This is a genomic window from Dechloromonas sp. H13 (genome assembly GCF_009469615.1).
GTDB lineage: Bacteria > Pseudomonadota > Gammaproteobacteria > Burkholderiales > Rhodocyclaceae > Azonexus.
In genome coordinates this window covers 93,553-107,430 of record NZ_SSXX01000003.1, presented here as the reverse complement: position 1 = coordinate 107,430, position 13,878 = coordinate 93,553, and the positions used below count along the sequence as shown (strand labels likewise).

Annotated in this window: 7 protein-coding genes; all 7 read left to right on the top strand. The window is 60.4% G+C overall.

All coding sequences use genetic code 11. From position 1 onward, the window contains the following. From GH660_RS08865 to GH660_RS08835, 7 genes are read left to right on the top strand one after another with little or no spacing between them, the layout of a single operon-like run. Positions 1 to 3,729 (top strand): DUF6079 family protein, encoded by a 3,729-nt coding sequence (locus GH660_RS08865; protein ID WP_153146309.1) that lies wholly within the window; start codon positions 1 to 3, stop codon positions 3,727 to 3,729. Between the two features lie 13 nt (positions 3,730 to 3,742). Beyond that, positions 3,743 to 4,918: an AAA family ATPase gene (locus GH660_RS08860; protein WP_153146308.1), complete on the top strand. Its 1,176-nt coding sequence runs from the start codon at positions 3,743 to 3,745 to the stop codon at positions 4,916 to 4,918. Further along, complete coding sequence (locus tag GH660_RS08855; protein WP_153146307.1) at positions 4,912 to 5,544, top strand: DUF4276 family protein; 633 nt, start codon at positions 4,912 to 4,914, stop codon at positions 5,542 to 5,544. The genes GH660_RS08860 and GH660_RS08855 overlap by 7 nt, the downstream gene beginning before the upstream one ends. Beyond that, positions 5,544 to 8,312, top strand: a complete 2,769-nt coding sequence (locus tag GH660_RS08850; RefSeq protein WP_153146306.1) for a DNA methyltransferase — start codon at positions 5,544 to 5,546, stop codon at positions 8,310 to 8,312. Before GH660_RS08855 ends, GH660_RS08850 begins: the two co-directional genes overlap by 1 nt. Positions 8,313 to 8,314: 2 nt before the next feature. After that, positions 8,315 to 11,143, top strand: a complete 2,829-nt coding sequence (locus GH660_RS08845; protein WP_153146305.1) for a DEAD/DEAH box helicase — start codon at positions 8,315 to 8,317, stop codon at positions 11,141 to 11,143. Continuing rightward, complete coding sequence (gene pglZ, locus GH660_RS08840) at positions 11,140 to 13,155, top strand: BREX-3 system phosphatase PglZ (protein WP_153146304.1); 2,016 nt, start codon at positions 11,140 to 11,142, stop codon at positions 13,153 to 13,155. Before GH660_RS08845 ends, pglZ begins: the two co-directional genes overlap by 4 nt. Beyond that, entirely contained in the window at positions 13,152 to 13,874 is a 723-nt protein-coding gene (locus GH660_RS08835; RefSeq protein ID WP_153146303.1) for a hypothetical protein, read from the top strand. The genes pglZ and GH660_RS08835 overlap by 4 nt, the downstream gene beginning before the upstream one ends. Positions 13,875 to 13,878 lie beyond the last annotated feature (4 nt).

Here is a 13,878-nt window from a genome sequence, read left to right as displayed (position 1 = left end):
ATGAAATACGGAGATCTGATCCAGTTCGAGCAGATCGAGTCAGTCATTCAGCTGCTCGATGCGGGGCGCCCGGACGAAGCCAAGAAGCTCGTCTCGACCTACGTCATCTCCGACGACATGGCCGAGCGGATCTCCAAGCTCATGGTTCCCCAGCTCAGCTTCGACGACTCTGTCGACCACAAGGGCGTGCTGATCGTCGGCAACTACGGCACCGGTAAGTCGCACTTGATGTCGGTGCTGTCGCTGGTGGCCGAGGATGCCGCCTACGCACCGATGATCCGCCACGCCAAGGTCGCCGAGGCTGTCGCCCCGATCGCTGGTCGCTTCAAGGTGTTGCGCATCGAGGTGGGCGGCCTGGAAATGCCGCTGCGCCAGATCATCACGCAGCAGCTCGAACGCTTCCTGGAAAAGCTCGGCGTCAGCTACACCTTCCCGGCAGCGGACCAGGAGCTGAACAACAAGGAATCGTTCGAGGAGATGATGGCCGCGTTCGGCGAGAAATTCCCGAACCAAGGCGTGCTACTGGTCGTCGACGAGTTCCTGGAATACCTGCAGTCGCGCCGCGACCACGAGCTGGTGCGCGACCTGGCCATCCTGCGCCAGATAGGCGAAGTGACCAAGCACCTGAAGTTCCGCTTCGTGGCCGGCGTGCAGGAAGCCATCTTCGATAGCGTGCGCTTCCAGCACGTTGCCGACAGCATGCGCCGCGTCAACGAGCGCTTTACGCAGATCCTGATCGACCGGCAGGACGTGAGCTTTGTCGTCTCCGCACGCCTGCTCAAGAAGACGGCCGACCAGCAGAACAAGATCCGCGAGTACCTGACGCCGTTCGCCAAGTTCTATGGCTCCATGAACGAGCGCATGGACGAATACGTTCGGCTGTTCCCGGTTCACCCCGACTACCTCAAGACCTTCGAGCAGATCCACTTCACCGAAAAGCGCGGCGCACTCAAGACCATCGAAGCCGCCATGCTGGCGATCCTAGACCAGGACGTTCCCACCGACCGGCCACTGTTCATCAGTTACGAGAGCTTCTGGCAGACCATCAAGACCAACTCGGTCCTACGCGCCGACCCGAACATCAAGGAAGTCATGCGCGTCTCCGAGGTGCTGGAGTCGCGCGTGCAGCAGGCTTTCACGCGCCCAGCCTACAAGCCGATGGCGCTGCGCGTCATCAACGCGCTGGCCGTTCACCGCCTGACCACGGGTGGCGACATCCACATTCCCATCGGCCCCACCGCCGCCGAGCTGCGCGACGCCCTGTGCCTGTTCCAGCCGGGTGTGGAAGACATGCCGGGCGAACCTGCCGAGAACCTGCTGTCGATGGTGCAGACCGTCATGCGGGAAGTGCTCAAGACCGTCAACGGGCAGTTCATCTCCAAGGCACCGGACACGGAGCAGTACTACCTCGACCTCAAGAAGGACATCGACTACGACGCGCAGATCGAAAAGCGCGCCGAAGCCCTGTCGGACGATGCGCTGGACCGGGCCTACTACAGCGCCGTCAAGGCACTGATGGAATGCAGCGACGACCTGCGGTACCCCGGCTTTCAGATCTGGCAGTACCAGCTCGAATGGCAGGAGCGTCGTGTCGAACGCATGGGCTACCTGTTCTTTGGCGCCCCGAACGACCGTCCCACGGCGCAGCCCGAACGCGACTTCTACGTCTACTTCATCCAGCCCTTCGACAAGCCCAAGTTCACAGACAACAGCCTGTCGGACGAAGTCTTCTTCCGGCTCACGGGCCTGGACGACGACCTCAAGCGCCATCTGTCCTCATACGCCGCAGCGCTGGATCTGGCGTCAACCGCCAGCGGCGGTGCCAAAGCCATCTACCTCTCCAAGGCCCAAGACTTCCTGCGCGCCATGAGCAAGTGGCTGCAGGAAAAGCAGATGACCGCCTTCGAAGTCACCTACCAGGGCAAGAAAAAGAACCTGCAGGAGTGGTCCAAGGGCGTGTCGCTGCGTGACCGTGCGCGGCTGGGCCCGGATGAGCGCATCAACTTCCGCGACGTCGTGAACGTCATCTCGGGCCTGGTGCTCGGCCAGCGCTTTGTGGACTTGTCGCCCGAATACCCCACGTTCTCGGTGCTGGTCACCGAAGCCAACCGCAAGCAGCTTGTTGGCAATGCACTGCGTGCGCTCGCTGGTGGCACCCGTACCAAGGACGCCGTCGCGGTGCTGGACGCCCTGGAGCTTCTGGATGGCGACCGGGTGGACCCGGCCAAGTCCCGCTACGCGCTGGAGGTGCTGACCCGCCTCAAGGCCAAGGGCCACGGCCAGGTTCTCAACCGCAGCGAATTGCTCTCGGGCACCTCGGACGTCGAGTACTTCGCGCCCGTCAAGTACCGCCTGGAGCCGGATCTGCTGATCACGGTGCTGGGTGGTCTGGTCTATTCCGGCGACCTGGTGATGTCGATCACTGGCGACAAGATCGACTCCGGCAAGTTGGTGCAGCTCGCCGAACGTTCAATCGAAGAGCTCAAGCAGTTCAAGCACGTCGAGGCACCGAAGGAGATCAACCTTGCGGTGCTGCGCTCCCTGTTCGAACTGTTCGATCTGCCTTCCGGCCTGGCGCAGAAGGCCAGCCAGGGCGACACCGAGCCGGTAATCAAGCTGCAAGACAAGGTCAGCGCGCTGGTGCCGCGCGTGCTGAAGGCGGGGTCCGACCTGCAGCAGGGCAAGCTCAGCTTCTGGGGCCAGAACCTCTTGCGCGAGGAAGAAGCCAAGGACTGGCACGTCCGGCTGGACGCGCTGAAGAAGTTCACCGAGTCGCTCACGCCCTACAACACCGTCGGCAAGCTCAAGAACCTGCGCGTCACGCAAGAAGACATCGACGGCCAGAAGAAGAATCTGGAAGTCCTGGCAGCCGTCGAGCGCCTGCTCGAACTGGTGGTCGAGCTTGGTGGCACGGCCTCCTACCTTTCCCAGGCCGAGATGGTGCTGCCGCCCGAGCACGCCTGGGTGAAGCAAGCCGAGGCTGCCCGCAAAGCCTTGCAAGCCAAGCTCAGCCTGGACCGCTCGGCCGAGCATGCCGCCGAGTACCGGCAGACGCTCAACCAGCTCAAGAAGGACTACATCACTGCTTACATCGCCAGCCACAGCAAAGCGCGGTTGGGGGTGGCCGAAGACAAGGCCCGCAATGGGCTGCGCAAGGACGACCGCCTGCTGGGCCTGCGCATTCTGGCCGGCGTGTCGTTGATGCCCACAAGCCAGCTCACCGCGTTTGAAGAGTCGCTGAACGGCTTGAAGAGCTGTTCGTCGCTGGACGAGCCCACGCTGATGACCGCAGCGGTCTGCCCGCACTGCCAGTTCCGCCCATCCGCAGAGCAGATGGAGCTGATCCCGGCCGCCAACCGCCTGCACAAGCTGGACGAAGACCTGGACCAGTTGCAGGCCAACTGGCAGCAAACCCTGCTGGAGAACCTCGAAGACCCGTTCACCCAAGACAGCCTCGGCTTGTTGCCGGCGGCCAGCAAGAAGCTGATCGACGACTTCCTGACATCACGCAAGCTGCCCGAACCGATGACCACCGAGTTCGCCAATGCCGCGCAGGAAGCGCTGTCGGGGCTGGAGAAGATTAGTGTCAAGAGTGATGAGCTCAAGCAGGCCTTGCTTCAGGGAGGCTCGCCTGCCAAGCCAGACGAGTTGCGCAGCCGCTTCGACACGTTCCTGAACGATCGCTGCAAGGGCAAGGACTCGACCAAGCTGCGCTTCGTGATCGAATAATGGAGTAAATCCTATGCTATTAACATCTATCAAGCTTACCAACTTCTTAAGTTATGGAGATCATTCTGAAGCCATACAGCTTGAGCCACTAAATGTGATCATTGGTTCAAATGGCGCAGGCAAATCGAATTTGCTTGAGGCAATTGAACTGATTAAGTCCGCGCCAAAGGATTTGATTGCACCCATTAGAGATGGTGGTGGCGTGCGTGACTGGCTATGGAAAGGTGCCGCAAAACCAATGCCTGCCTCGTTGGATGTAGTAATTGATTACCCCAAAGGGCCATCCGGCCTGCGCTATTCCTTGAGCTTTACCGAGGTATCCCAAGGTTTTGAAATTCTTGATGAGCGTGTTGAAAATGCCAGGCCGGATACTGGCCATCAGGCGCCCTATCTCTATTACAAATTCGAAAATGGGCACGGCGTGCTTAACGTTAAGGGGAAGAACCGTAAGCTACAGCGAGAAGACATTGAGCCGAACCAGTCCATTCTTTCCCAGCGGAAAGACCCTGATCAGTATCCAGAGCTTACATTTCTTGGCAACACATTGACCAAGATTCGGCTCTATCGTGAGTGGAGCTTTGGTCGGTTTACTGTCCCGCGAACGGCACAGAAAGCCGACTTGCCAAACGACTTTCTTGAGCCTGACTGTAGCAATCTTGGCTTGGTTCTGAACCGCCTTCAAGAAAACCATGAGCTTAAACAGCGACTCATCAAAGAGTTGCGAGCCTTGTACGAAGGCATTCAGGACTACTACGTCAAAATTGACGGGGGCACGGTTCAGGTGTTTTTTCAAGAACGGATCAATGCCCGGATTGTTCCAATGCCAGCCACGAGGCTATCTGACGGCACGCTGCGTTACTTGTGCCTGCTCGCCATTCTCTGTCATCCCAATCCACCGCCGTTGGTGTGCATCGAGGAGCCTGAGTTGGGGCTACACCCCGACGTATTGCCAAGACTCGCCCAACTTCTCAAGGATGCGTCTGAGCGTACCCAGTTAATTGTCACAACGCATTCCGACGTGTTGGTTGACGCGTTAACAGATCAACCCGATGCCGTTTTGGTGGCAGATAAAGGTGATAAGGGAACTACGCTTACTCGACTAAGCAAAGAGAAGCTCAAGCCATGGCTGGAGAAATATCGGCTGGGGCAACTCTGGACGCGCGGTGAGATTGGGGGCACGAGATGGTGAAGCTGTATGTCGAGGGAGGCGGGGATACGGCTGCACTCAAAACCGCTTGCCGTGAAGGCTTCACAGCCTTCATCACTAAAGCGGGAATAACCAAGCGCCCTCGAATCGTTGCTTGTGGTAGCCGCCGTGATGCCTTTGAGTCTTATTGCATTGCTATAGCCAGTGGGGAAGAGGCTGTGCTTCTGGTAGACAGCGAAGCACCAATTGCGGCCCTACATCAACAAGGTGCGGATGCCGATAAATGGCAACCATGGCCGCACCTCAAAAATCGTCCGGGTGATGGGTGGGATAAGCCCGAGGACGAACCCGATACCGATTGCCACTTGATGGTGCAGTGCATGGAAAGTTGGTTCCTCGCCGATCGTGCAACGCTTAGAACTTTCTTTGGACAAGGTTTCAAAGAGAACCAGTTGCCAGCTGCCACCAATTCAGTTGAGCAGGTGGCTAAGACCCAGGTCTACGACTCGCTGGCCAACGCTACCAAGGACTGCAAGACCAAGGCGCAATACGGGAAAGGCGAGCATTCGTTCAAGCTTCTGGCGGAAATATCCCCCGTGAGCGTGACTTCTGCTTCGCCATGGGCCAAGCGCTTTATCGATGAATTGAAAAAGAAGATGGGTGCCTGATGGACCTGCTTACCAGAGCACAACAGCAAGGCCCGGTGGATTGCCTCGGTCAGAGCTTTCCGAGCGAGCAGGCCCGGCGCGATCACTTCCTGACGCTGCTGGCCGAGAAGCTGAAAGACCCGGCATTTCGCAAGACGGAAGGGTTCCCGCAGGGCACCGATGAAGCCATCCTGGCGATGTCCGACCCGCCGTACTACACCGCGTGCCCGAATCCGTTCCTCGAAGAATTCGTGCGCCACTACGGCAAGCCCTACGACCCCAGCGCGAAGTATAGCCGAGAGCCGCAAACCATCGACGTGTCAGTGGGTAAAACCGACGCGCTCTACAAGGCACACGCATATCACACCAAGGTGCCGCATCTGGCCATCGTGCCGTCTATCCTGCACTACACCGAACCAGGCGACATCGTGCTCGACGGCTTTGGCGGCTCTGGCATGACAGGCGTCGCGGCGCAGTGGTGCGGATCGGCGCCGGCGGCATACCGGCATGAGTTGGAAATGGAGTGGAAGAAACAAGACAAGGCCGCGCCCAGGTGGGGCTCGCGTCGCGTCATCCTCAACGATCTGTCGCCTGCTGCTACGTTCATCGCAGCCAACTACAACCTGCCATTCGACGTGGAGTGCTTTGCAAAGGCGGCTAAGCAACTCCTCAAGGAAGTCGAGCAGGAACTTGGCTGGATGTATGAAACGACCCATACGGACGGCAAGACCAAAGGTAGGGTTGAATTCACAGTCTGGAGTGAGGTGTTCACGTGCCCGCATTGCGCGGGCGAGGTCAACTTCATTGATGAAGCGCTTGACGAGGACAGCAAAAGAGTTAGGGACACCTTCCCATGCCCACATTGTGGTGCAGATCTGAACAAGGACAACCTCGATCGGGTCCTTGAGTCCCGAGTCGATCCTGCAAGTGGTGAGACCTGGAAGCGCGTCAAGTTTCGCCCCTCAGTAATGTCCTACGTCGCTGGCGGTGTGCGGCGCGAAAAGCAACTCGACCAAAGTGATCTAGCTGTTCTGGCGAAGATCGATGCAATGGCACTGCCGCTGGGCATGCCTACGGTCCGCTTTCCAATCGAGCAGATGTACCACGGCTCACGTATCGAGCCGAAAGGCTTTTCGAGTGTTCATCACTTCTTCTTACCCCGCGCGGGGCACGCACTTGCAGCTTTGTGGAAAAAGGCCAAGGCACAACCAGATGCGCGAATCCGTGAAATGCTGTTGTTCTTTGTCGAGCAGGGAATTTGGGGGATGTCTGTGCTGGCACGGTATGCACCGACCCACTTTTCTCAGGTTAACCAGTATCTGAACGGCGTTTACTACGTTGGCTCTCAACTGGCAGAGTGCAGTCCTTGGTACATCCTTGATGGAAAATTGGGACGACTCATCAAGGCGTTTGGCGAATTCCGAACTAACCCAAACGCAGCAGTCGTCAACACTGGAACTGCTGCCTCACTACCTCTGCGTGACGGCAGCATTGACTACGTCTTTACCGACCCACCGTTCGGCGAGAACATCTACTATGCAGACCTCAACTTTCTCGTTGAGGCATGGCATGGCGTGATCACCGACGCAACGCCGGAAGCAATCGTCGACAAGTTCAAGAAGAAGGCGCTTCCGGAGTACCAGCACCTGATGCAGCGCTGCTTCGCGGAGTACTTCCGCGTGCTCAAGCCCGGCCGCTGGATGACAGTGGTCTTCTCAAACAGCAAGGCGGCGGTCTGGAACGCGATTCAAGTGGCGTTGCAGCAAGCGGGCTTTGTGGTGGCCGAAGTCACTGCGCTCGACAAGGTGCAAGGTAGCTATCGCCAAGTCACCTCCACAACAGCAGTGAAGCAGGACTTGGTGATCTCGGCCTACAAGCCAAACGGCGGCCTTGAGGATCGGTTCAATCAGCACGGCCCGACCGTCGACTCGGCGTGGGACTTCGTGCAGACGCACTTGAAACAGTTGCCGGCAGTCAAAGTCACGTCTGGCTATCCGCAGGAGCTGCTGAACATCGTGGAACGCGACCCGCGGCGCGTCTACGACCGCATGGCGTCTTGGTTCATCCGCCACGGCACGATGGTGCCGATCTCAACGCCCGAGTTCCTGGCAGAGCTGCCGGTTCGGTTCCGTGAGACGGATGGCATGGTGTTCCTGCCCGAGCAATTGGTCGAGTACGAAAAGGCGCGTGCGCGTATCCCGCAAGTCGCGCAAGCGGAGTTGTTTGTCTCCGACGAGCGCAGTGCCATCGACTGGCTGACCAACTTCTTGCTAAAGCGTCCATCCACTCGCTCAGAAATCCACCCGGAGTACATCCCGCAGATCGGCTCGGCCAAGCGCAAGGGCGAGATCATCCCGGAGCTGGACCAGCTGCTGGAAGACAACTTCATCCAGTACGACGGCACCGGCGATGTGCCGAGCCAGATCCACAGCTACCTCTCCACTAACCACAAGGATCTGCGCAGCCTCGACAAGAGCAACCCGGCGCTGGTGGCCAAGGCCAAGGACCGCTGGTACGTGCCCGACCCGAACAAGGCCCAGGACTTGGAGAAGAAGCGCGAGAAGACACTACTCAAGGAGTTCGAGACCTACAAGGCATTCGCCGGCCGCAAGATCAAGGAGTCGCGGCTTGAGGTGCTGCGCACCGGCTTCCGTGCGGCATGGGCCAGCAAGGACTACGGAACGATCATCAGCGTCGCCAACAAGCTGCCCGAGGAGACGCTGCAAGAGGACGAGAAGCTGCTCACCTTGTATGACCTGGCGCTGACCCGTACCGAGTCAGGTGCCTGAGCGTGGCAGAAATCGGCTTCAGCGTGGGTGACTGGTGCTGGCTGACCCGGCAGGCATCGCCCTGCCGGGTGATCGAGCGCCAGGATGTGTGGGGCGAAAGCGCCTACCGCGTCTGGCTGCCGGCCAAAGACGCCGTGGTGCGTACCCGGGCGCAGGATCTTGCGCCGTTGGCAAGCATCCGGCCGACCGTGGAGCAGATTCTGCACACTACGGCGGCGGCCAAGCTGCTGGATGCGCTGGAAGACAACCTGCTGCTGGCGCCGATTCAGTCCAGCGTGGTGCCGCTGCCGCACCAGCTCTATGCACTGAACCGGGCCATCAGCCGCGACCGCATTCGCTACCTGCTCGCCGATGAGGTGGGCCTGGGCAAAACGATTGAGGCAGGCCTGGTGCTGCGCGAGCTGAAGTTGCGTGGCCGGGTGAAGCGGATTCTGGTGGTGGCGCCCAAGGGGCTGGTTCGCCAGTGGCAGGCGGAAATGCGGCTGCACTTCGGCGAGAAGTTCCAGTTCATCGAGCCTTCGGAGCTGGCGGCCTTCCGCCAGTGGCGCAGCGGCGCCGTGGGCGACGAAGACAACCTGTGGCGCATGCATGACCAGGTGATCTGCTCGCTGGACTCGGTCAAGCCTCTGGAGGCACGGCGCGGCTGGAGCCTGGAACAACTCAACACCTACAACCGCGAGCGCTTCGAGGACCTGATCTCGGCCTCGTGGGATCTGGTCATCATCGACGAAGCCCATCGCATGGGCGGCAGCACCGAGCAGGTGGCCCGCTACAAGCTCGGAGCAGCATTGGCCGAGGCATCCCCATACTTGTTGCTGCTGTCGGCCACGCCACACCAGGGCAAGACCGACCAGTTCATGCGTTTGATGCAGTTGCTGGACCGCGAAGCGTTTCCGGACGAAAGCAGCGTCAACCGGGACCGGGTGCGTCCCTTCGTGATCCGCACCGAGAAGCGTGCGTCGATCAACGCCGAAGGCCAGCCCCTGTTCAAGCCCCGGGTCACCCGACTGCAGGCTGTGGCCTGGCAGGCGCGTCACAACGCCCAGCAGCGCCTGTACGAAGCAGTGACCGACTATGTGCGCCACGGCTATAACCAGGCAATGGCCGCCAAGCAGCGCCACATCGGCTTCTTGATGATCCTGATGCAGCGCCTGGTGACATCCAGCACGGCGGCCATCCGAACCACGCTGGAAAAGCGCCAGGCCTTGCTGGAAGCACCACAGCCCCAAGGCAACCTGTTCGAGAGCACCAGCCCCGATGAGTGGGCTGACCTGGACGGGCAATCGCAGGTTGATCTGGCCGTGCAAGCCAGCGGGTGGGAGCTGGAGAAGTCCGAGGTTGAAACCTTGCTGGCGTTGGCGCGCGAGACCGAGGGTTCGGGCACCGATGCCAAGGCCGAGGCTCTGCTGGAGCTGATCTACAAGCTGCAGCAAGAAGAAAACGACCCGGCGTTGAAGGTGCTGATCTTCACCGAGTTCGTGCCGACACAGGCGATGCTGGCGCACTACCTGGAGAGCCGGGGCTTCTCGGTGGCCACGCTGAACGGCGGCATGGATCTGGATGCACGCTCGCGGGCGCAGCAGGTCTTCTCCAAAGACGTGCGCATCCTGATCTCCACGGATGCTGGCGGCGAAGGCCTGAACTTGCAGTTCTGCCACGTCATCGTCAACTTCGACATGCCATGGAACCCGATGCGCATCGAGCAGCGCATCGGTCGTGTGGACCGTATCGGCCAGCACCATGTGGTGCGCGCCATCAACTTCGTCCTGGAAGACACGGTGGAACACCGCGTGCGCCAGGTGCTGGAGGAAAAGCTCGAGGTCATCGCCCAGGAATTCGGCGTGGACAAGGCGTCGGACGTGATGGACTCGGTGGAAGCCGACCCGATGTTCGACGAACTGTTTGTGCACAGCCTCCAGAACCCGGACGCGATCGAGCAAGAGTGCGATGCGGTGGTGTCGCAGCTCCGTACGACCCTCGCCGAGTCAAAGAAGAGCAGCGATTTGCTGTCGGAAGCGCACGATCTGGACGCAGACGATGCACGCAAGTGGCGGGACCACCCCGCGCAGTTTTGGTTGGAGCGGGCGATCACCAGTGGCTTGGCAGCACGCGGGGGCTCGGCGACCAAGGTTGGCAAGGCATGGAAGGTGAAGTGGGCGGACGGCAGCGAATCGGCACAGGCATGCTTCGACGCCCGGACGGCGGACGAAAACCCCGAACTGGATTGGGTGACGCTGGAAGACCCACGGGCACGGGCTGTCATCAGTGAGCTGCCTCGATTCGTCGCCGGCCAACAGCTGCCTGTGATTCGCGTGACGGGCTTGCCCGATTCCGTGCGCGGCATCTGGTCGCTGTGGGAGATCAGCCTCGTCGCCGAGGGGCTCAGCCGCAAGCGCTTCCTACCGGTGTTCGTGACTGAGGACGGGCGCACCTTTGTTCCCACAGCCAAGCGGGTCTGGGATCTACTGCTGACCGAGACCGTCGATGTGCATGCGGTGAGCGGCGCTGAAGATGCGGTGAGATGGTTCGATGCTTCGCAAGCCGCTGCGCGGACGCAAGGTGAACGGATCTTCAAAGAGCTGCTGGACGAACACCGCACCCGGCTCAAAGAAGAGCGCGAGCGCGCCAGCTACGCCTTCGAAGCCCGGAGTCAGGCGATTGGCCGTATCGGCTTGCCGGCAGTGCGGGAGCACCGGCGCAAGCGGCTGCAACAGGAACACGATGCGCGCATGGCATCCCTTGATGACGCCGAGGCCAGTGTGCCGGACCTGAACGCAGTGATGTTGGTGCGCGTCTCCGGAGATGTGTTGCCCGGAGGGCTGCAGTCATGAGCCACTGGACGGATCGAATCCTCAGCCAGTTCACCGCAGACCTGACCCGGCTTTGGGTAGCGTGTGACCCGGACGAAGTGCTGCTCGACGAGAAGCTGCTGGCCGAGCTGCGCAGCCGTGGCTTCGAAGTGATGCTCTATGAGGATCCGTTCTCCTTCCGTGCCGAGTTTGAAGAGCGGTATCGCGGTGCCTGGGATCGTAGAGAGGCTGGCCCGGCGCCGTCGCTGGTTCTGCACTTGCGTGGCGCTGACCAGAACGTATTGCCTTGGGACATCGTGCACCACGGCCGTGTGGCGCGGCTCAGCTTGGCCGAGTTGTTCCCTCGGCTGGCCTACAGCACGGTCAAGCAGGTGGAGCCGGAGCACCTGGCAGTGCTGTTCGATGCCCACGAAGCCGAATTGCAGTCGGCTCGCGGCGAGAACGAGTCCAAGGACTTCATCCTGGAACACGTCTACCAGCTCACGCCGCGATCCATCCGCACGCCCGTCGATTTCTGGCGCGAGTTGCTGCGAATGCACTTCGCCAACCGCTCATTGCCGCCACTTTTTGCCAAGCATGCCGCCGGCATCTTGCAAGGCAAGGGATTGTTCGCAGATCAACCCGTCGCGGCGTGGCTCTCCTCAAAGAGCGTGCTGCTGCGTGTTGTGCAGGATGCGTGGTACCGCTACCTCACCGGTCAGGGTCTGGATGGCTCCCGCACGGGCGAACCCCCGCCGCCAGACTACGTCGCCAAGATCGAGATCCCGTTTGACCACTCCGATGTGCAGGTGCTGGTCGACTCGATGTTCCTCGACGGCACCCTGCATCCGATGGCTGTCCACAGCGTCCCGGCTGCCATGCCAAGCTGGATCAAGGCGGGAATCGTTCAAGACCCGGCTGCATTGCAGGCCCTGGTGCTCAAGGGCGTCGATGGTCTGATTGCATCGATCCCATCGGAAGCGGCGTCGCACAAGGACTGGAGCGAGTTTGCTAAGCGCTACGGCGAGATCCTGGCCCGCGCTCATGGGCTGCCGGGCGCTGAGGGTAGCGAGCAACTCTCGAAGGTGCGCTCGACAATCAATGCGCTGCATGCGCAGACTGACGGGCGACTGCAGGCATGGGTTGCAGCCAAGCACTATGCCGACCTGATGCTTCAGCCGGTCACCAAGGGGCCGGTCATGGTGCACCACATTCCGCGCTTCTTGCGGCATCGACGGGCAGCGGGTGAGACGAAGGTGGCCTTGCTGGTCTTCGATGGCCTGGCATTCGATCAATGGGTGCAGATCAGGGAACGGCTGATCGCCAGCACGAAGCGCTTTGCCTTCGATGAAGGCACGTCCTTCGCGTGGCTTCCCACAGTGACATCGGTTTCGCGCCAGGCGCTGTTCTCGGGTCTCAAGCCACGTGAGTTCGATGACTCCATCGACCGGACCGACAAGGAGGAAACGCTGTGGAAGACCTTCTGGCAGAACGAAGGCGTGAACCCGAATGAGGTCCTGTACCGCCGTGCTCTGCGACAGGTGGATCAGCTCGACGCGCTGGAATCGGACCTGACGGATCGTCGGCCGAAGGTGTTGGGTTTGATCATTGACGAGGTCGACGACCGGCTCCACAAGGAACGCTCCAAGAAGGACGTGGCCCTATGGATCGGGAACTGGCTGGCGACCGGCTTCGTCGATCGCTTGTTCTCGATGCTGCTGGACAAGGGGTATCACATCTACCTCACCGCCGATCACGGCAACGTGGAGTCCACGGGCGTTGGCAGGCCCAACCAGGGCGTCATCGCGGAGACGCGCGGGGAGCGCGTCAGGGTCTATCGAAGTGAATCGCTGTTGGCCGACTCCGCCGCCGCGTACCCCAGCACGGTGAGGCTGGATATCGCTGGACTACCCGCGAACTTCATGCCCCTATTCGCAGGCGGGCGAACAGCCTTTGTTCCCGAGGGTGACCAGGTGGTGGTCCACGGAGGTGTCTCGATTGAGGAGCTGATCGTCCCCTTTGTGAACGTCAGTTATGTGATTGGTACCGAATGAATTCATCATCCCCTCAAATCGGCTTTGATCGGTTCATTCAGCTTGATTGGGCGGCTGCGGCACTGAACATTCGTGCAGGCACAGCCGGACTGGATGATCTGAATGCACTGCTCGCCGAAGCCGGTCTTAGCGTTGAAGCCAAGAAGAAGACTCGCACCGTACTGAATCGACTGTGGCTTGAGCCGCGCGCCAGTCTCGTCGAGTTCGCCGATCGCGGCGTATCCCTCTACAAGGTGCAAACGGACATTCCGATTGCCGCGCTGTGTTGGGGAGTGGCGATTGCGACCTACCCCTTCTTCGGAAAAGTGGCCGAACTGGTCGGCCGTTTGTCCGCCCTGCAAGGTGACTGCGCTTCGGCCGAAGTGCATCGCCGGATGAGTGAAATCTACGGCGAACGTGAAGGCACCCGGCGTATGACCAACATGGTCATCCAAAGTCAGGCGAGCTGGGGCGCCGTGGAACGGGTGGAAAAAGGCAAGCGCGTGATCCGCCTGGCACCCACGACCATCGACAACGACGAACTGACGGCCTGGCTCATTGAAGCCGCTGTGCGCTACACCGGCAAGCCCGTGTCGGTGCCTACCTTGCAATCGCTGCCGGTGCTGTTCCCGTTCACGCTGACACGGCCGTTGGCCTATGTGATTTCGAACAGCCCGGACCTGGACCTGCGTTCAGAGGGGCCGAGCAGTCAGTTTGCCGCCTTGCGCACCACGATCTGAGGAC

Coding starts and splice junctions, on each gene's coding strand:
- GH660_RS08860 (WP_153146308.1), top strand. CDS start 3,743: ATGCTATTAACATCTATCAAGCTTACCAACTTCTTAAGTTATGGAGAT.
- GH660_RS08865 (WP_153146309.1), top strand. CDS start 1: ATGAAATACGGAGATCTGATCCAGTTCGAGCAGATCGAGTCAGTCATT.
- GH660_RS08850 (WP_153146306.1), top strand. CDS start 5,544: ATGGACCTGCTTACCAGAGCACAACAGCAAGGCCCGGTGGATTGCCTC.
- GH660_RS08855 (WP_153146307.1), top strand. CDS start 4,912: ATGGTGAAGCTGTATGTCGAGGGAGGCGGGGATACGGCTGCACTCAAA.
- pglZ (WP_153146304.1), top strand. CDS start 11,140: ATGAGCCACTGGACGGATCGAATCCTCAGCCAGTTCACCGCAGACCTG.
- GH660_RS08835 (WP_153146303.1), top strand. CDS start 13,152: ATGAATTCATCATCCCCTCAAATCGGCTTTGATCGGTTCATTCAGCTT.